We start from the raw sequence: 20,747 nt of genomic DNA, 5'->3' as shown, positions 1-20,747 counted from the left end.
TTTTAACTTATTTGAGTTTATCGATTATATCAAGCGTGTTTCTGACTTTAGTGGTCAAGGCATCGAAATCTTTGGCATCCAACAATTCCTTGGAAATCAATTTGGACCCCATCCCTACAGAGGTCACTCCTGCCTCAAACCATCTTTTGAGGTTTTCCTCTGTTGGGGACACCCCACCTGTCGGCATAATACTGGTCCATGGTGAGGGACCCTTTATGGCCTTTACGAAATCCGGGCCGTAGGTACTACCTGGAAACAACTTGACGATTTCACAACCGAATTCTTCAGCCCTTGCTATCTCAGTGGCGGTACCGCAACCAGGAGACCAGAGTACCTTTCGCCTGTTGCAAACCTTTGCGATATCTTCCCTAAACACCGGAGTGACGACAAAATTGGCTCCTAATTGCATGTAAAGCGATGCCGATGCGGCATCTGTGATCGATCCAACACCAAGAATCATTCCCGGAAGTTTTTCCAGTGCATACGCATTGAGCTGTTCGAAAACCCCGTGTGCAAAATCCCCTCTGCTGGTAAATTCCAATAATCGTGCACCGCCGTTGTAGCAGGCTTGTAGCACTTCCTTTCCCAAGGAAGGATCCTTATGAAAAAAGAGCGGGACAAGCCCAGTTCCGCTCATTGTCCGGACCACTTCCAATCTTGAATATCTTGCCATGTATATTGTCTGTTGTAAATTGTTGAAAACTTGTTGCGGTTTATTCCCGATGGATTTGTTAAAAGGGTGTTTCCGTTAATTATTGGACCACACCCTTTTTCCAAACTAACAACTATGAAAATTTCCTTTGGGATAAGATTTAACCAACCCGCAATCATTGATGTCATTATTTATTCAGTTCGATGAATGTCATTTTTTGCTTTAACATATAGTCAGGTATTTCAACCGTCCCAATCACGCTTCTACGTATTTCAAAAGCGTTCCCATCCTCGTTCTCAAAACCATATCCATGGGTATCAAGGACAATCGGCATATTCTTATGGTCCCCCAACAACAATTGACTGTGTCCACTGTTACTAATTTGGATTGTGGTGAATGATGGTTGTTCCAAAATGTGCTGTATTTGTTCTTCCCTTCCCATGTCAGGGCTGATTGACCCAGGATCCTCGATAAAAAAGGAAAGCAGGACACCATTGCGCGGAAGCTGAAAACCGAAACAGCCAAAAAGGTCGGAAAGCATGGTCACATGATTTCGCCCGTACCACCCCCCGGTCCAATCGTATACCAAATCCAATAATTTTATGGATTGGGAAATTATGTTTCGCTGGGTGTAGGGCAAATATCCAATGGAGACGTCTGCTCCTTCGGCAAGCCAGGCCTCCTGAATTTCCAGAGAGCCATCTATGTTTCTGGTGGGTACCCTAATCATTCTAGGGTTACCCGCTTTAAATGGAATCCGTGTGGACATGCCCATCCATCCAGATACCAAGGAGGCCTCTTCATCCGTATAAAAGGGTACGCTTTCACCAGTAACCACCAAAAAGTCAGTGGCACTGCGCATACGGTCAATTTCATCCTCTTCTGCCAGGGCAATATGTTGGGCACGCACCCAACCGATGCCATGGTCCGTCACTACCAACAAAAAACCTCCGGACGCAGATCGATGCACTACCTGTACTTTATCTCCCAGTTCTAGGACATCCAGGTTCCACAGGTCCCAACGGGTCTTTCCATTATTGGTCAATCCGATATTCTCTTCACGTAGCGAAGGGATGATTCTGAGAAGAGTTTTTGAAACGGTAATCCCAGAGCTGACCTTAATGACGTCGGGGAGTTCGGCAATGGCCATTTCCCGCTTAAAGGATTCCAATTCCTCTTTGCCGTATTCAACGGCCAGTTTATTACCGTAAGTGCCCCTATCCAAAAGCGTTGTCTGTTTATCGAGGCTTTCTTTTACCAAATCAAGAAGTTCGCTGGATGAGAGGTCGTCGATATCGGGAACTTTAGGCATTAATCCGGGTCGGCTTAACATTTGCCAAGAAATGCGGCGTGCCGATATACTGTCCAGATTTTTCTTCCAGTTTTCCATGCGATCGCTATACCCTTGGTTCATTTGTTGGATAGCTTCCAAGGATAGAATCAGCTTATCCGGAGAGTCCATCCGGTTTACCCAATAATCGGCAGTTCTCATTTCAGGCAGGGTTCCCGCTATTACATCCGGTGCCCTCCAATAGAGATTTCGAGCATGCTCTTGGGCCTCACCATTGACCTGTCCCTTGGCTGTCAAGAACCCTAGGGCCGTCAATAGGATCATCCCCGATTTCATTTGTAATCGTAAGTCCCTAAATATCCGTGGGTTGTGTTGTCTTTTGCCTTCCATATCAATATTTCAATAGGTTGGTCAACAGTTTTTTTGCCACGACGGCATTGGGCTCTTTGCTCTCAATATGGGGAATAAGATGCAATGTGGAAAGTGTTACGGTACCTTTACCAAAAGGAACACGGCTAAGTGCCGTCAAAATCTCCTTAGATCCCTGGTTTCCCAAGGCCACGATAAGGTCCAATCCAAGATAATCGAGCATGATTCCCTCAACTTGTGCATAATCGCCCATGTGTGCACCTTTATAAAAGCACTGGTATTCCCAACTCATTCCTTCACCTTGGGGAAGATCGGTCAAAACCGGGCTCAGACCGGTAAACAATCGACCGGAACCGCCCCATCGTTGAATACCTTCACCATCATAGAAGGCAGGTACCCTTTTTAACCTGGCATCAATTTGTTCGGCCACTTTCTCGGCATGGGCAAGTACGACAAGGGACATTCCATTTTCCACTTGGTCAAGAATGGCATCCAATAGCTGTGGGTCGATACCCTGTTCTCCTTGGTTGCCAATGACCAAAATATCCTTTTGCCCCATGTCCTTGGTATAGGATTCGACCTCCCGGCCCATATGCCCCGAAAGAAAATCCTTGAGTATTCCATCGTTCTCCAAAACGGATACGGTACCTTGAATCGAACTTCCTTCGCCCAAATCCACCGAAAATATCTTGTCGAAGCCTGTTGCAGTGGTACGTCCGTTTGACACCAATCTAGCGTTTAACCTATAATGGCCCGCTTCTTGAATCGACGGCAATTGTACGGCCTCGACCAGCATTTGACCAAATTGTTCACCTCCCTTTACCCTAACGGAATAAGTATCTTGAAACAAGCTATTGCCATCAGCATCAATCAGCGTCAACTCAAGGCGATGCCTACCTCGAAGGTTTTCTTCGTTTATGAGGTATATATCGGCCAACGGGGCTTTACCCGTGGGTATCACCTTGTTTCTCAACTTTACGGCCACGTACAAAGGTTGCGTATAATGTCTTATGATGGATGGATCGGCGGTTGGGTACCTGTACATATCCACAACATCGGTACGTGTGGAGGCCGAAGCCCAGCCATTCATATTATAGGCATCCGCAATATTGCCCATACGCACATTTTCTATATTACGGCCATGGAAGTAGTGAAGGTTACGGCCCAAACTCATGGTAAGGCTGTCCACATTTGGGTAGGCCTCCCTAAAACCCGTTTCATCCAAAAAGCTGTCATAATGGTCATACCAGTCCAAATGTTCCTCTTCCCTGAACCCAGTACTGCTGGTCCGCTCAATCTCTTCTTTGATCTTCTGCAGGCGCACCATTGTTCCAAATGCCCCTTCCTCACCAAAGAAAATCACCTTTTTCTTGTTCAATGGGTATAAGGAATCCTTGGCCAAAGGTACCCTGGCCGCATTGATGACACCCCTTAGATAAAATTTCGGGTTTCTGTACATGTCATCCGTGTAACCTGAATAAGAGTACCAATGATGCTGGTCCCACCATCCTCCATAAATCAGTCCAGGACTGAAAGGAAGGGCATGGAGCTCAAAAGGATCATTGGGCTTGTTCCTATAGTATTCATCTCCTGATTTCCCGATATCGCTACCACTGTTGTAGGTGATCACACGGGACGGATCCATTTCATGTACCATTTCCATATCCTTGATATCCTCCTCATTGGGAGGATTGGTTGCCTCGTTCTTAAGGTTGTAAATAATCATGGATGGAAACGAACGGTCCCTCATTACCATTCGTCGTACTTTCTCGCTCCTCCATTGGTATGCTTGTTCGTCCGGTCCGGCAATACTGTCCCAGCGATTTGGGGTCACCCGGTATCCCCCCGGTTCTTCATAGGTAAAAAGTCCAGCCGAATCGGAATATTCAAAAACAAGAGGTTGGCCAATGGCACGGTGCATCAACATTGTGTTCAATCCCAGGTCATAAAGGGCTTGCTTGTCCCTTTCGGCCATCTCGGGAGTTGGAAAAATACCGTTTTTGGGCCAAAAGCCACGGGTCATTGCCGCCAACATAAAGACCCGATTTCCATTAAGGTAAAATCGCTTATCACCATTCTTTTCCTTTATATCAAACCAACGGAAGCCAAACCGTTGGCTTTGATGATCCAATATTTGGTCATTGGAAATAAACGATACCTTTGCCTCATAGAGTTGGGCCTTCCTTTCATTTTCCGGTTTATTGATGGTCAACTCCCAAAGTTTGGCTTGCGGGACCGAGGCCGAAACTTCAAAAAGTGTCGTTGGTCCATCCAAGATGGCATCCATGGTCCTCGACCATACCTCAGCATTAGGGTTTCCCTTTTCATGTAAAGAAATCTCCAATTGCCCATTTTTTGGTATCCCCGAATGGTTTTCGACCGTGGTGATGACCTTGACCTTTTTTGGATTGGGTTGGTTCTGTACATAGATATCACTGATATTGATGTGCTCATCCAATGCCTTGAGCATAATCTTTCCCGTAATCCCTCCAAAGCCATGTACCGCAGGAACGAAATTCTCGCCCCATCGCATCAGCGTATTGTCATTCCATGAAAAACTTCCGACGGGATCGGTAATCCTGATATCCAAATAGTTCGTTTCACCAAAAGAAACCGCATTGGTCGCATCCACATCAAAGGGTGTGTTTCCGATAACATCATAGCCTACCAGCTTTCCATTGACGAAAACTTCCGCTCTCAGATTGACAGATTCGAAAGCCAGTAAGATTCGCTTACCCCGAAGGGATGCATCAAGGTCAAAGGTCCTGCTCCACCAGGAAACGCCCTCGTAATTTCCCCCAGTGTTGGGAATGGCTCCCCCAATTTCTCCCCAATAATGTTCTTCGACCGTTCCGGGAACATTTGTTCCAATGGCCATGGGATTTCCGTGTAAATTGTCCCATCCACAGGTAGGTGGATTAACGGGAACCTCCGATAGGTCCACAGGAGGCAGGAATACCTCATCATCATACCATAATGCACCATGGTCCAACCATAGTTTCCATGGGGCATTCGACAATTCCGTTTCCCATCTACCTTCCTGTCCCGAAACTTGTGCCATAGCGAAGGCCCACACCCATAGAAGGATGATGGTCTTGGTCCTGCCTAAATTTTTAACCTTGTTCATTTTCAAATTTTTTGTTGGTTGCTATTCTTATTTTGATTAGATCTTTCCATATCGGTTTATATACCAACATTGGTTTCGATACTGTATATTTTATCATGTGTTGTGATATACATGGTCTTTCCATTCGGTCCGCCAAAGGTCAGGTTCACTGGGTAGTCAGGTACGTAAATGATACCTTGAAATTCCCCTTGGTCATTAAATATTTGGACACCTGCATAGGTTGCTATATAGAGATTGCCCTCTGCATCCACCTTCATGCCGTCGGCACCCGACGATTTTTCCTGCTTGTCCAGTATATGGCCAATAAGATAGAGTTCGGCAAATTTTCGCTCATTGGTGATGGTACCATCCGCCTGCACGTCATAGGCCCATACAAAGTTTTCCTTGTCACTGTTGACATCCCATCCTTCACGGTCATCGAAGGTATTGTTGATGTACAGCGTATTTCCATCTGGACTTAGTGCAATTCCATTGGGCATTGCATAGGAATCCGGTTCCAACAATCGGATAACCTCCCCTTGGGGATTGCGGTAATAGGCCGATCTGCCGGGTTGGTTCTTTACGGCGTCGCCCGTAAACTGGGGATCCGTAAAATAAATACCGCCTTTGCTGTCGATGACAAGATCGTTGGGGCCATCCAGGGGTTTTCCATCATACTGATCTGCCAGAACCTTTAGGATATTACCATTGGTATCCATTTGGAGCACACGGTGCCCAAACATATCACATACGGCAAGTGTGCCATCGCCCATGGGGGCTATACCATTGGTTTGCATCTTGTTCTCAACAATGTTATGATAGGAACCATCCACATCCATTTCGACCAAGGAGCTACGGTTCGGATTACCGTTGAAGTCCTCATCAAAGAACATATTGGAAAAGTAGAGCTTGCCATCTTGCCATGCCGGACCTTCCGTAAAAACCAATGTCGGTTGTGTTTTGCTTCCATCAATGAGCAGTTTGGCTTTTGCCCCCCTGGGAACTATTCTATGATAGCCTTCCAATCTATCGACGCTCTTTTGGTCATAATCCGTTCTTGGGGGAAAGAACACATCGAGTGCATCACAACCATAGGGTCCCAGATTTCCTCCATGCACCAAATTTGGCGGAAGGTTGACAAGATCATCTTTTTGCATCTTTACAATGGTATCGAGTATGATTTCATCTATCCATCCCCTAAATGCCAACATGGTCTGTTCCTCTGGATGTATATGTCTGGCAAAAGTGGTATTGGGGTTCATGCGAAGAAAGCTCATCTGAACGCCCCTTCCCGAAATGATTCGGGAATTTGCGCCAGGCACCAATTCTGTATATTGCAGTTCATCAAGGTTCATGACGACCCCAGGTTCCACATTGGGCTCTACGGGAAATCCATCAATGGAAACCGGTTCTGGAATGTCCTTTGGATAGCCCATCATTTCAAGATAAAACGGAGGTACCGGGCTAAAGACTTCAAGAATTTTGGCACCTTGGCTTCCGGCTTTTATGGAGCTTTGACCGCCTTGTAGATATACAAATTCATGGATTGGCGAAGCACTCTTAATGGCACCTGGTTCTGCTCGTTCCCTTGACTTCAGGATATGTGGATCTCCATCGATCAGCTCCTCCACTTCTCCTTCCAATACAAAGAGAAAACGATCTCCTTCCACATTTCGGACGGGCATACGGGTCCCTGGTTCCATATCAACCAGTTCCATCAAGGCGCCCATGCCCCAATAAACTTTGGCGGTGACACCGATTTCCAAGGTTACCTCCTTTAAATTGTCCAAATTTGTGACTTGGGCATCCTCAAGGTTGGATTGTATCCCAGTATTGGGCACATCATCCCTGGTACGGCCTTCCACCTGGTATTCGGAGATGACTTCTTGATTCACTTCGGCCCAATCGGGTCGGGGTTCGCTCTTACAGGAGTAAACCATTATCAGTAGGCCAAGGGCCCACAACGTTTTCTTTATGGTATGTATTCTTTTCATTGTATTAAGGTGTTAAAGTTTAGCAGCTTGTCTTGCTATTAATTTCCATTTTCCATTTTCCGATCGCCAAACAAGAAGGATTCCAAACGTTAAGGTTCCCCTGTTTCCGCTATCGGAATAATTGGTTGTCAAAACATGTCTTACAATACCGATGTCATTATGGACGGCTACGGTCTCATTGTTGATTTCAATCGTATCAAAATGAAATGAACCTTCGGTCAAGCCTTTGATGATCTCATCCTTGTTTTCAACCAAACCGCCTGAATGACCATAGCTAAGGTTCTCTGAAAACAAATGCTCCAGGCCTTCGGCTTTAGGTTCCAACATAAGGGATACCAGTTGTGCAGTAGCCTGCTTGAGGTTATTTTCTTGCGCTCGGACACCCTGTTCTATCAATTGTTCCACAAAATCCACCAGTTCCAGGTTACCTGCTTCGACTTTTATCCCTACCGGTAATTTTCTCGCCAACCATTTCACACTATAGGTCAGGGAACCGTCTGGTTCGAGCCTCTGGTAAGCTCCTTGGTTCTCTAATTCCAGATAGGTTTTGCCCTTGTTCACATAGAGTTCTACATTGGACTCCCCTGGTGCGTACTCCCCTCTGGGCACCAATGGAAAACTTTTCACGAAAAGAATTCCTTTCATCACATAGGCCATCCAACCTTTGCCGCCATCCATAAAGAATTTTTGCGGCGAACTCTTGTCCTCGTCGAAGGGATACCATATCAATCCTCCCTGATCCTTTAGTGGAGGCAGGGGATACATTTTGTTGGGTGTAGGGATATCCCGTTCATCCCTTTTGGGAATAAAGGCCAATCCTCCTGTCGGGACCCTGGTGACCTCCCATGGTGCTACCTTCTGTTCTTTTTTTGCCAAGTTTTTAATGGTATACCGGATGACAAAGGAGGTATCGGCTGGATTGGGCAAAAAGGTTTTTGAAAACTGAAAACCTCTCTCCTCGTCCTCTTGGCTGACCAGATTCAAATGGCCCTCTTGTGTTGGAACTTGGGCATAGCGGCCATTATCCAAAGCTCCATGACCCTTCCATTTACCTTCCGGTGACAACCATAAGGTAGAACCATTGAAAAAGGGATGGGCTTCAGGTCCTGCCAATACTTCAAAATCCCCGATTTTATAGGACGTAACCCGCGCTCCAAGACTGCCGTTTACCACCATGGTACTATTGGCAGCCCGTAATTCAAAAAGTTCCTGTTCAGACATTTGACCACTACTCTGGGCAATCCCTGAAAACTGTGAAATACCGATCAATGTGGAACAAAACAGGATTTTACAGTAATAAACCATGATATTATTATTTGTTCTTTTCATCTTTTTCTATTGTTCCGGTAATGCAAAGGCGATATAATTTCCTCCCGGTTTTTTACCAAATCTTACACCACCTGCCGCTACGACGATATATTGTTTTCCATCCAAGGCATAAGTGATCGGAGTGGCAAAAGCACCGGCCGGAAGTTGAAATTCCCAGACAATCTCGCCAGTATCCCTATCGAATGCCCTAAACTTTTCATCCGGGGTGGCACCGATGAAAACAAGTCCGCCCGCTGTGGCCAAAGGCCCGCCTGTATTTTCGGTCCCGGTAACGGGTATTCCCTTCTCCATGAGTTCGGGAAACTCTCCCAGAGGTACCCTCCAAACATATTCCCCGGTATTGAGGTCTATGGCATTTAAGGTGCCCCATGGCGGGTCAATGGCGGGATATCCATCAATATTTACTTTACCTCCACGGCCCCTGTTATATTCCGGTTTGTAAGGGAAATCCTTGTTCTTTTGGGCAACGTTACCATCGTCCGTGTGTTCGTCACGGGGCTGTTCTTCCTCGACATTGGTCAGGTAAGCGGTCAGGGCACTGATTTCCTGAAAAGATAGATGTTGATATGCCGGCATCCTTCCCTTACCGTTACGTATGAGCGTGAACAGTTCCCTTCTGTTCATCCGTTCACCTATACTTGTCAGATCGGGAAATTCGGAACCATCCCCTTTACGGTCAACCCCATGGCACATGACGCAGTTCGTAACATATAGTTTACTGCCCAAGGTGGTGGTTTCCTTCAACTGTTCCTCGACGTTTACCATCTTGATTTCCCATGGCATTTCATTGACATTTTGAAAAAACAGTCCATCGGGGGTCACGGCGCTCCCGCCCCATTCCGCTCCACCACTTACACCGATATACCAAGCACCTTCTATGCTCGGAGGAAGAAACTTTTCGCCTCCTTTGGTATTCCTAAACCGTTCCTTAGCCTTTGCATGGAGCTCCGGAAAAACAATGGAATCAGGAAGATCGGCTTCAGTAATGTTCTGTCGGGTCACCAAGGGATCTGGCTTCAAGGGAAACTTCTGTGTGGGGAAAGGTTTTTCACCAGGAAGCCCTTCCATGGATACCTTCCGTTCCTCTACCGGAAAAATCGATTCCCCAGTATCCCTGTCCAACACATATACCAGTCCGTCCTTGGTCACTTGAACGACCACGTCCACCTGTTTGCCTTTATATTCTATGGTCGTTAGGTTGGGCGGACTGGATAGATCAAGATCCCAAAGGTCATGGTGCACCACTTGATAGTACCATTTCAGTTCGCCGCTTTTGGCATCAAGGGCCAGTATACAATTGGCGTACAGATTGGCCCCTTCCCGTTCACCTCCGTAAAAATCGACCGAAGGTGCACCGGTACCCATATAGACCACACCTCTTTCCTCATCGAGTGACATGCCCGCCCAGTTATTGGCTCCCCCTATTTTTTTATAGGCATCTTTGGGCCAGGTTTCATAGCCGGGTTCGCCAGGTCTGGGTATGGTGTGAAACACCCACAGGAGTTCGCCGGTGCGAACATCGAAACCCCTGATATCCCCTGGTAGGGAATCACCAGATTCAGAAACAGTGGAACCCATCACAATGACATTGTCATAAATGACTCCTGGACTTGTTGCGGTCACTACTAAATCTTGAATTTCGAACCGGTCATTTTCCAAACCTGTATGCAGGTCCAAGCGTCCATTGTCGGCAAAGGATTCCACCAGTTCGCCAGTTTCTGCATTAACGGACATAAGATAAGTACCTGCTGTATAGAGCACACGCTTTTCATCACCCCCTTGCCAGAACATGATGCCCCTGCTGGAACTGTTGTAGCCTTGGGTCTGTGCCTCGGGGTCGAATTTCCATAGTTCCTCCCCAGAAGCCGCATCAAGAGCGAACAACTTTAATTTCGGGGTCGTTCCATAGAGAATCCCATCCACCATCAGTGGCTGGCATTGTATCTGTCTTGGCCATTGACCCTCCTCTATTTTATCGGAAGCATCGTACATCCAGGCCACTTCCAGTTCTGATACGTTTTCACGGTCGATCTGGTCCAAAGGCGAATATCGATTCCCTGCGTAGTTTCCTCCGTAGGTGGGCCAATCATCCTTTAATCCATTTCCATTTTCGGAAGTAGTACAACTGGAAACGGCAAGTATGCATAGTGCCCATCTCAGATAAGGTTTTATTTGTAAACCTGTCATATTTTTATTTTTAATGTATTGTTGTTTAATTTAAGTAGGGTCAACCTGTCATTGTTTTTGGCCACAAGAACACCTATTTTGGCCTTCTCCCCTTTTCCTATTCTTATCGTTTGGGCATGTTTTGCATCACCTTTCACAAAGAGTCCTGATGCCATAGAAGGTACCGCTGTGTAATCACCGTTTACATTCCCCTTCAGGAAGTGTCCATAACTGGCATCATTGCGAGGTGTTTCCACTTCGGAAGAGTACAGGTTGCCGAACAGCAACATATCCTGCAGTTTGTCCCCATCAAAATCATCGGTCAAAATGGTGTTGACCGAGGATATCTGTGCCTGGATAGGAAAAGGCTCAAATACAAATTTCCCTTCTCCGTTATTCCTGAAAGTCCCAGATGAAAAATTAGTCGCGCTATACTGGATGGCCTCATTCAGCTTTTCTCCATATACTTCTTGAAGACTGGCCTTCCCATACGCATCATAGGTCTTGAACTTTTCTTTGATAAAGGGCATCTGGTTGGAGCTGCATTCCCTACCGCGCAAGGGATATAGCGTACTGTCCTGGTGATAGGCCAATACAATATCTTTCGATTCGTTGTCGTCAAAATCATCCAAATAGATATGAAAGGGTTCTTCAAAGGAGGCCTTGTATTTATAATTTAGACCCAGGTTCCCAGCGATGATGTCCTTGTCGCCATCCCTGTCAATATCTGATACGGCAAGGCCAAACCACCAACCGATATGGGAATCCAATCCCCAATTTGATGTGGCATCGACAAATGTCCTGTTTTTATTGACCAGCACTTCGATGGGGCCCCATTCGTTTGCCACGATAAGATCAAGGCTTCCATCCTCATCGATATCGGACCAAACGGCATCCGTGACCATGGTGTGTTCCAAAAGCATTGGAGCAACATTTTCGGTCACGTCCACAAAAACAATCCTGCCTTTACCGCTCCTGTTCTCCAACAATGTACTCTTGGAAAGCCGCCCATATCCTTGTGGCATCATCCTGCTTCCTATAAACAGATCATTGTCCCCGTCCCCGTCGTAATCCCCTGCGACAACCACAGACCCACTATCAAGAATTTCCGGTATATGGAGCTCTCGTCTAACAAAATTGCCGTCTCCAATATTTTCATAGAATCTATCCCTGTAGTACATACTGTTGGGAACTTCTTCGTTGCCCCCACTGGATACGTATAAATCTTGGTCCCCGTCATTGTCGGCATCAAAAAATACGGAGCCCATATCCTCATGGTACCGATCTTCTTGAAAAACTTGTATATCCGTGTCTTCAAACGTTCCCATCAAGGTCTGTACATATAGTTTGCCAGCCTGCCCCAAGGCACCACCGATAAAAAAATCTTCAAGGCCGTCATTGTTCACGTCCGCCACGGATAGTGCAGGACCCATCATTGACATTTTATGGGGCAACAAGGATTCATTTTCAAAATCATTGTATGGATTCTCCCTGTGACTAAAGTCAAGGGAAACGGAATCCGTGATATCAGAGAATAGTTGTTCCCGGTTCCTATGACCATCCCTATCTGTTTTATCGGTAGGTCGATAGGCTATTTCCAAGGTCTGGTTCGCAGCAACATCGTAGAGATATTGCCACTGACCATCGGGCCATCTGACCTTAAGGGTATCAACAGTGGTCATTTGTCCCAAACCAAAGTGCAAATCATCGGCCGTGGCAGATTGAAAGCCCCGGGAAAAATAATGTTCCCCGATTTGGTTTGTTCCCTTGGAACTGATTACGATTCTGGCCCCCAGCGCATCGATGTTTTGGGAATCACCCGTTAATTTTACCTTGATATAATTCTGGTTCCCATTGGTATTGTTCCTGTATACCAAGGCATTGTCCTCGGAGTTGTTGACCACAATATCGATATCGCCATCATTGTCAAAATCTGCATAAGCCGCACCATTGGAGTTGGTCAGGGGTTGCGACTGAAGTTCCAATTTATCGAATATGAGATTGCCCTTGTTTAGGAAAAAATAGTTTTCCTTTTTTCGTTTGGGCAATCGATCGATGACCTCTTCCATATACGCATCCCTGTCCAAAGTACCCTTTTCCAAGGCCCTTTCCCGCTGTTTCTCATGGTATGCTTTATGCCATAACTTGAAATCATTGTTTCTAAAATCACGTTTGATTCCATTGGAGACGAAAATATCACGGTACCCGTCGTTGTCCATATCAATGAACAAGGGTCCCCAGCTCCAGTCCGTACTGGAAACCCCGGATATTTGTTCAATATTGGAGAACATCGGTAATTCGGATATGGGATCGACCCCATTGTTCAAGTGTAGGGCGTTGTACATATACTGGTGGTGTAGCTTGAGGTCCACATGTTTGAAGAACAGGTCCACGTTCATACCGCTCATACTGGTCTTTTGGGTATAGTTGTCCTCTGCCGTCATGTCCACTGTCATAATATCCAATAAGCCATCATTGTTAATGTCGGCAATATCGTTTCCCATGGAAAAGTTGGAAATATGCCCAAACACCTTTAAGGAACTTTCTGTGAATGTCCCATTGCGGTTATTGATGTACAAATGATCTTTTTCCGAATAATCATTGCTTGTAAATATATCGGGCCAACCGTCATTGTTGATATCACCAACGCCCACTCCCAAGGTAAAAGCAAGTTTATTGGAAACAATACCGGTTTCCATGGTCACATCGGTAAATACTCCGTCATTGTTCCTATAGAGTCTTTCACCGGTATTGTCGGGCAGTGAAAGCATTCTGTTTTTGATATTGTCCAAACTATAGGTGTCTATATCGTGGTTGGCCAGGAACATGTCCAAATCCCCGTCACGGTCGTAGTCAAAAAAGGAAGCCTGTGTGGAATTCAATGGGATATCCAATCCGTAGGCACTGGCCATTTCTTTGAATACCGGGATGCCCTTTTCGTTCACGCCCTGGTTGACCAAAAGTTCATTTCTTAGATGCTCCAGGTCATCGATCCTACCTGATTTGCTAATGTATATATCCAAAAAGCCATCATTGTTGATATCAACAACAGTAACACCTGTAGGAAATCCGAACCCACCCATGGTGTTGGATGAACGTGTCACGTTCCTGAATTTCATATCGCCTTGGTTCATGTAGAGACTGTTTGCCCTGCGGTTGCTTACAAAATAGATATCCTGAAGGCCATCATTGTTGAAATCGCCCGTGGCCACCCCTGCGCCATTATAATAGTATTCGTATACAAAACCGTTCAAAAAAGTGTTTTCATCCAACTGATTGTTGAACTCAATGCCCGTGTAATCGCCATCAAGCACTTCAAAAAGTTCATCCGTATGATCGGTAGCTTCAGAGCAGGAACTGAGGAACAATACGGTCAAAAGAAAAACCCGACATCCTTTGCTTAAATCCATAGTGATTGTTTTTGTTCAATACATTTATCGTCCCGCACCATACACACCGTAGCATCGAGGCAGCAGATACCTGATGGGCATTCATATCTTGTATGGTTTGGAAATTACGTTTAGCTTGCGATGCGTATCATGTCAAAGGCTCATAAACAGCAGTCAAATCCATTTTGACCGCTGTTTTAGAATTCCTCTGATCCAATGCTGTTTTCTGTCTAATAGCCGGGATTTTGTTCAAGACCATTGATGAGTTCCACCTCAGTACCCGGTTTGGGCAACAATCGGTTGTTCTCGCTGACGTTGGGATATAGTCCTTCATTGACCTCGACTACCATCTCCTTGCGGACAAGGTCGAACCAACGATTGTTTTCGAAGGCCAGTTCCCATTTCCGTTCGGCCAGAACGGCTTCATCAAACTGAGCTTGGGAAAGACCGGGAGCTAAGTCCACTGCAGGATCAGGAGATCCAATATCCTGGTTGTTGGCCCTTCTACGTATCATATTGACCATCTCGTACGCCTCTGACGTTGGTCCGCTGCCGGCCATATTGGCAGCCTCGGCATAGATGAGCATTACATCAGCATACCTGATGATGGGGGTGAAACCATCACCTTCTCCACCACCACAGGGTGCATCGTTAAAACCACAGGGGCCTCCGGCATCCCTGAACTTGGCGATATAGGGCTGTCCAAATTGACCATCTTGCCATGGGGTGCCATCGGCAAATTCAGTATGGAAAGAGATTTCTTTACGATAACTATCAGGGAATTCGTTAAAAAACCTGGCTTCAGAAAACCAATCGGACCATCCACCCTCGCTACCTGGCCTTGTGGCATGATGGTGTTTACTGCCTGTACTACTACCAGCGGTGGAACTGCCCGCGAACAAAAAGATCCACTCACTGCTGGTAAATTTATTATCGGCCCGCCAAAGATCCGCAAAATCGCTTTCAAGACTGAATGCGCCGCTATCGATGACTTCCTTCGCCTTGTCCCTGGCCAGCGCATAACCCGACGCATCCTTTAATGGCCAGCCTGCCATGGTAAGATAAACCTTGGACAATAAAGCCGAGGCGGACCACCTATCTGCCTTTCCTTCTTCTGGAAAGGCATTGGGCAAGAGACTTTCCGCGTTTTGCAGATCTGATATGATCACTGCATATATATCACTTACCGGCGATTGACCGACATTGGCTGCATCGCTTTGGTTCTCGATGGTTATGATGGGTACTTCTCCCCACCATTGGGTAAGATAGAAATAGGACATCCCCCTTAAAAAATAAGCCTGGCCAACTGCACCATCTAAGTTGGACAACTCGCTTGATTCAGCATTGGCAATTAGGGAGTTGGCATTGTTGATGGCCCGGTACAACGACCTCCAAACATTGACATGTAGGCTGTTGTTGGGATCGGCATTGAACTCATCATATTGTTTCAGGTTAGCTGCCGGCGGTCTCGAGGTGACATCCTCGCTTCCACCGCTCATCAAAAACGTATTGTTAAAATCGAAATTGGACCAATTTCCATATAGATTCCTATAAATTCCGACCGCAGCTGCATTATAATCAGCCTCGGTGGCAAAGAAACTTTCAGGTGCAAGGAGGCCTTCGGGCTGCTCCTCCAACTCGGTACAACCGACCAAACAAAAAGCGGCTGTAATTCCTAGCAAAAATTGCTTAATATGTAACTTCTTCATTGATATCAATTTTTATTATTTCTTAAAAACTTAAATCCACACCGATGGTTATCACCTTTTGGGAAGGGTAGGATGAAGTATCCAAACCTGCCTGTGTATCCACTTGATTGGTAGATTCGGGATCATAACCACTATAATCCGTAAAAGTTATCAAGTTGGTTCCCGACACATACAATCGCGCCCTAGAGACGTTCAGTTTATCCAGAACTTCCGAAGGGAAGCTGTATCCTAATGCTATATTCTTGAATCTGATGTAAGAGCCATCCTCAAGCCATCTGGTGGATTGTAGCTGCTCTTGGGAGTTGGTACCTTCGAAAGAAGGAACATTGGTGTCCTCATTCTGTGGTGTCCACCTGTCCAAGATGGCCACGCCTGTGGCATCAGCATCGCCAGAGGTCCTATCCGACCTTACCCGGCCAAGATTGTAAATATCGTTTCCTTGAACCCCTTGTACAAAAACATTAAGGTCAAGATTTCCATATCTAAAGGTATTGTTCCAACCAAAGGTATAGTCGGGAAGGGCACTCCCAATCAAGGTGATATCATCACCGTTAATTTGGTTGTCATTGTTCACGTCCAGATATTTGGGTGCACCTGGAAACGAGCCATAGGTGGCAGCTTCGGCCGCTTCGGAACTTTGCCAAACCCCATTTTGGACGAATCCACGCATCTGGCCTATGGGTTCACCCACTTCCAACCAAAGGACATTTCCAAAATTAGGTAGGGAATTTACCCCAGCCACTGGAATTTCGTCCCGATCTCCATCCAAAGAGAGTACCTTGTTTCTATTAAAGGCAATATTAAAACCGGAATCCCACGTGAATTTTCCTGCCTCGATGGGAGTTCCGCCCAAATAAAACTCGAAACCTTTATTTTCCACCTCGGCAATGTTGCGAAGGATATTATCAACACCTGATGTGCCTGGAAGGGGAACGAACAATAGTAGATCCTCGGTAGTTTTGTTGTAATAGTCCGCAACCAAGTTCAACCGGTTGTTAAAAAGGTCAAGATCCACCCCAACGTTGAACTGTCGGGTCTGTTCCCATTTCAGATTGGGGTTACCTGCAGTTGCTGCTTGGATTACCCCGACCGAAGGATCACCATTTCCCAAGATGGCAATCGTGGTTGAAAGTCGTGCCAAAGACAGAAAGGGGTCGATGTTCTGGTTGCCTATGATACCATAGCTACCTCTTAATTTGAAATTGTTGACTACTTCTGAGTCTTCCAAAAAACTTTCATTGGACATGTTCCAAGCAAAACCTGCAGATGGGAAAAATCCACGCTTGTTGTTTGCCCCAAACACTGAGGAACCATCGGAACGTGCCGTCAAATTGATGGAATACCTGTCATCATAGGCGTAGCTCAACCTTCCCACATAGGAGAGCAAAGAGCGCTCATCGTGAAAAGAGGTAGGCACCTGTGGATTGGCTCCAAGGGCCAAATTATTGAAGGTGACCCCATCGGTTAAAAAATCCGTTGAAGCAGCGGTACTGCCATTATTCCTCTCGTACTGCTGCTCAAGTACTCCCGTGATGGTCAGCCTATGGGCCTCACCAAGATCTGGGGTGTACGTCAATTGATTGGTATTCTGTAGCGTCATGCTCCTTTGGTTGGTGATGGAAGCAGTTTCCAACTGGGTCTTGTTGGTGGCCAATTGATTATTGTAAGCGCTGTTTTCCAAATCAATGGAGCGATAGGCACCTCGAACCGTCAACGTCAGGTCATCGATGATCTTATACTCCACATTGGCATTGACACTGACCGTATTGGAGATATTTTGGTTGATGGGTTCCTGTGCAACACCAACGGGGTTGAATTGTGTTGGAGGGCCAAAACTACCAGAAGGTTGGCTGTAAGTTCCGTCTTCTTCGTAAACTGGAAGTACAGGAGCAAAAAGCTGTGCGGAGAAGATGGGGCTGTTCAGTCCGTTCAAGGTGGTGGGATTGTTTTCCTCACGAGCCAAAAAGGCATTCACACCTACACTGAATTTATCACTTAATTTAGTCTTTATATTGGAACGAAGCGAGTATCGGGTATATCCTGTATTGAGGATTATACCCTCTTGGTCGGTCACATTGCCAGAAATGTAATAATCCACATTGTCGCTCGCACCACTTATGCTCAATACATGATTTTGTGCAAATCCATTCTTAAAGATTTCATCTTGCCAATCCGTTCCACCATTTGCCCTGTAGTCAGCTATCTCGGTATCGCTGAAGACCGCACTGCCTCCCAGGGCAATCCTGTTGGCGTTCACCGTTTCGGCATATTGGGCGGCATTGATCAAATCCAGTTTTCTCCTAACGGTATGCACGCTAAAAAACGTATTGTAAGTAAATACCGGCTTTCCAATCTTACCCGTCTTGGTCGTTACCAAAATAACCCCATTGGCACCTCGGGAACCATAGATTGCCGTCGCAGAGGCATCTTTAAGCACTTGTATCGATTCAATATCGTTCGGGTTCAAATTGTTCAGCGACCCTCCTTGAAAACCATCGATAACAATGAGGGGGTCATTCCCAGCGCTCAAGGAGTTGGAACCCCGTATACGTATATTGACCTCGCCATTGGGAGATCCGTCCGTACTTTGTATAAATACGCCCGGAACCCTGCCTTGAAGAGCTTGATCTGTCCTTGTTACAGGCAGCTCTTCCAGTTCTTCGGTAGCCACGGAAACGACCGATCCGGTCAGGTCCACCTTACGCTGTGATCCATAGCCTACCACCACGACCTCATTGAGCCCTGCAGCACTTTCTTCGAGCATAACGGTAAGGTTCGATTGTCCATTGACCGCTATTTCCTTCCTGCCGTATCCGATAAAGGAGACCACCAGAACCGCATTTTGATCTGAAAGGGTGAGTTCAAAATTTCCATCGAAATCAGCCTGTGTACCGTTGGTGGTCCCTTTTTCAATGATATTGGCACCCCCAAGCGGAATATTTTGACTATCCACCACAGTACCCGAAACCTGATATTGTATGGAAGGGGTCTTTTCGCCCCCGGGATTTGGATCATCATTGCGCACGGGCGGACTTTCGGTAAGTATGATTTTTCGATCAAGAATTTCATAAACCGTATCGGATGTTGCGAAAAGTTTGTTCAACACCCGCTCTATATTGGCCTTTCTGAATTTTAGGGAGACCCTGTGGTCAAGGTTGACCGCAGTGGTCTTAAATATAAAGGTAAACTCTGTGGTAGATTCTATTTCATCAATTACTTCTGCCACAGTGGCCGATTCCATGTCCAATGTCACTTTGGTTAATTGAGAATAGGAATTATTGGCTTGTAGCGATATAGTTATCGTAAATAATACAACAAGCGATATCTTCATTTTAAGGTTTAGATTTTTCGTCCAAGGCGAAAATTGCCCGGACTTCCAGAAGCTTTTCATAACTTTGGTTAAATTTTAGTGATTATTTTTAGTTAGAGGTCACTGATTTTTATCGGGAAATGTTGCCGCATTTCCCGATTTTATTATGTCCAGCGTTCAGTAGAATGGTGATTGTGAGTATTGCATGACTTTTGATGTTTAGTTAATTACTACTTTGTTTTCGACTACTTCATAGTCTATTTGGTATACTTGTTTGAAATAATTCATGACCTGTTCAATGGTCTCATCATTGGTTTCAATGGTTGCATTGAACCGTTCTTTGGCCAATGATTCGTTGTTATTGATGATGTTCACGTTATAATAACGCTGAAGCTTGATCAAAATATTCTCAAAAGGCTCGTCCCGAATCACTATCCTTCCGTCAATCCACGACGTGTACAAAGAGGTATTGACCTTGGAAGTGGTGATATCCTTGCCCGAACGGTCAAAAGATCCCTTGTAACCGGGCTCAAGAAAAACTTTTTCACTTCCTTGTACAGTGTTGAGCGGTTCGAGACTAACCCTTCCGTCAACGAGGACAACCTCAGTATCCCTGTTCTCCTTGTAATCCGAGAGATTAAATCGAGTACCTAGGACCTCTACATTTAAATCGTGTAGATTGACCACAAAAGGGTGCTCCTCATCATGTGCCACTTCCAAAAAGGCCTCTCCCTCCAAAAATACCTCTCGTTTCATACCAGGAATAAAATTTATCGGATACCGGATGGAACTCCCCGAGTTCAAGCGGACCATTGTTCCATCGGAAAGCATGAGGTCAAACCGTTTGGCATTGGGAACGTTCAAGGTATTGTAAACAATCTCTTCCTGCCGTGTTGTTGCATCGTATTTCAACATATTGCCTTGCTGGGTTCCCACAACTGTTCCATCAGTGGCCTGGATGGTTCCATTGCCTCCATATTCGAGCACTTGGGTTTCCCCGTTCGCCAATTGTACTGTGATCTGATCTGTATCGGGTACTATTTTGGCTGTAGAGACTTCCACCATATCATTTTTTTGTTGTTTGTAGACAAAACCTATCCCAATCAAAATCAAAACCATGGCTGCGTAACGCAAAAAAGAACCTATTCTTTTCTGGTAAAACAGATTCTTTTCTTTCCTAATATCCTTGAAAAGCTTTTGCTTTATTTCTTTCTTATCCAGTTCATTCATTGAGATCGTGATTGCATAGTAGGTTTTTACATATTGCTTGAAGGAAGTTTCATGCTCTGAGTTGTTTATCCAAACATTCAGCTTGTCCAACTCATGGCTATCCGCAGAGTCACAAAGAAAATTGACAAGAAGCAAATCTATATTCCTAGATGGCATTTTGGTTTCAGTTGTTTTAAGTATTACAAAGCAAAATCACAATACC

At 45.6% G+C, this 20,747-nt stretch carries 10 protein-coding genes; all 10 read right to left on the bottom strand.

The window, feature by feature from the left end; genetic code table 11:
- Positions 1-7 precede the first annotated feature (7 nt).
- The gene (locus SD449_RS09300; protein WP_318310167.1) at positions 8-673 is read right to left on the bottom strand and encodes a bifunctional 4-hydroxy-2-oxoglutarate aldolase/2-dehydro-3-deoxy-phosphogluconate aldolase; all 666 of its coding nucleotides are present in this window, start codon (positions 671-673) and stop codon (positions 8-10) included.
- A 166-nt stretch (positions 674-839) separates the two neighbouring features.
- The gene (locus tag SD449_RS09295) at positions 840-2,333 is read right to left on the bottom strand and encodes a hypothetical protein (protein ID WP_318310166.1); all 1,494 of its coding nucleotides are present in this window, start codon (positions 2,331-2,333) and stop codon (positions 840-842) included.
- A gap of 1 nt (position 2,334) precedes the next feature.
- Positions 2,335-5,439: a glycoside hydrolase family 2 protein gene (locus SD449_RS09290; protein ID WP_318310164.1), complete on the bottom strand. Its 3,105-nt coding sequence runs from the start codon at positions 5,437-5,439 to the stop codon at positions 2,335-2,337.
- A 56-nt stretch (positions 5,440-5,495) separates the two neighbouring features.
- Positions 5,496-7,412, bottom strand: a complete 1,917-nt coding sequence (locus SD449_RS09285; RefSeq protein ID WP_318310163.1) for an SMP-30/gluconolactonase/LRE family protein — start codon at positions 7,410-7,412, stop codon at positions 5,496-5,498.
- 12 nt (positions 7,413-7,424) lie between these two features.
- Positions 7,425-8,741, bottom strand: a complete 1,317-nt coding sequence (locus SD449_RS09280) for a DUF4380 domain-containing protein (RefSeq protein WP_318310161.1) — start codon at positions 8,739-8,741, stop codon at positions 7,425-7,427.
- Between the two features lie 6 nt (positions 8,742-8,747).
- Complete coding sequence (locus SD449_RS09275) at positions 8,748-10,928, bottom strand: outer membrane protein assembly factor BamB family protein (RefSeq protein ID WP_318310159.1); 2,181 nt, start codon at positions 10,926-10,928, stop codon at positions 8,748-8,750.
- The gene (locus tag SD449_RS09270; RefSeq protein WP_318310157.1) at positions 10,925-14,317 is read right to left on the bottom strand and encodes a VCBS repeat-containing protein; all 3,393 of its coding nucleotides are present in this window, start codon (positions 14,315-14,317) and stop codon (positions 10,925-10,927) included. Before SD449_RS09270 ends, SD449_RS09275 begins: the two co-directional genes overlap by 4 nt.
- 209 nt (positions 14,318-14,526) lie before the next feature.
- Positions 14,527-16,005: a RagB/SusD family nutrient uptake outer membrane protein gene (locus SD449_RS09265; protein ID WP_318310155.1), complete on the bottom strand. Its 1,479-nt coding sequence runs from the start codon at positions 16,003-16,005 to the stop codon at positions 14,527-14,529.
- Positions 16,006-16,027: 22 nt separating this feature from the next.
- Positions 16,028-19,336 (bottom strand): TonB-dependent receptor, encoded by a 3,309-nt coding sequence (locus SD449_RS09260; RefSeq protein ID WP_318310154.1) that lies wholly within the window; start codon positions 19,334-19,336, stop codon positions 16,028-16,030.
- A gap of 198 nt (positions 19,337-19,534) precedes the next feature.
- A complete protein-coding gene (locus tag SD449_RS09255) occupies positions 19,535-20,701 on the bottom strand; it encodes a FecR family protein (RefSeq protein ID WP_318310153.1) in 1,167 nt (388 codons plus the stop codon).
- Between the last annotated feature and the right edge of the window lie 46 nt (positions 20,702-20,747).

This window comes from Flagellimonas crocea, from assembly GCF_033441595.1.
Taxonomy (GTDB): Bacteria; Bacteroidota; Bacteroidia; order Flavobacteriales; family Flavobacteriaceae; genus Flagellimonas; species Flagellimonas crocea.
Note: the sequence above shows the minus strand (reverse complement) of the source record. Positions and strands in the feature narration are given on the sequence as shown.

Excerpts from the sequence above, each read along its gene's own strand:
- SD449_RS09300 (WP_318310167.1), bottom strand. The coding sequence starts at position 673 with ATGGCAAGATATTCAAGATTGGAAGTGGTCCGGACAATGAGCGGAACT.
- SD449_RS09295 (WP_318310166.1), bottom strand. The coding sequence starts at position 2,333 with ATGGAAGGCAAAAGACAACACAACCCACGGATATTTAGGGACTTACGA.
- SD449_RS09290 (WP_318310164.1), bottom strand. The coding sequence starts at position 5,439 with ATGAACAAGGTTAAAAATTTAGGCAGGACCAAGACCATCATCCTTCTA.
- SD449_RS09285 (WP_318310163.1), bottom strand. The coding sequence starts at position 7,412 with ATGAAAAGAATACATACCATAAAGAAAACGTTGTGGGCCCTTGGCCTA.
- SD449_RS09280 (WP_318310161.1), bottom strand. The coding sequence starts at position 8,741 with ATGAAAAGAACAAATAATAATATCATGGTTTATTACTGTAAAATCCTG.
- SD449_RS09275 (WP_318310159.1), bottom strand. The coding sequence starts at position 10,928 with ATGACAGGTTTACAAATAAAACCTTATCTGAGATGGGCACTATGCATA.
- SD449_RS09270 (WP_318310157.1), bottom strand. The coding sequence starts at position 14,317 with ATGGATTTAAGCAAAGGATGTCGGGTTTTTCTTTTGACCGTATTGTTC.
- SD449_RS09265 (WP_318310155.1), bottom strand. The coding sequence starts at position 16,005 with ATGAAGAAGTTACATATTAAGCAATTTTTGCTAGGAATTACAGCCGCT.
- SD449_RS09260 (WP_318310154.1), bottom strand. The coding sequence starts at position 19,336 with ATGAAGATATCGCTTGTTGTATTATTTACGATAACTATATCGCTACAA.
- SD449_RS09255 (WP_318310153.1), bottom strand. The coding sequence starts at position 20,701 with ATGCCATCTAGGAATATAGATTTGCTTCTTGTCAATTTTCTTTGTGAC.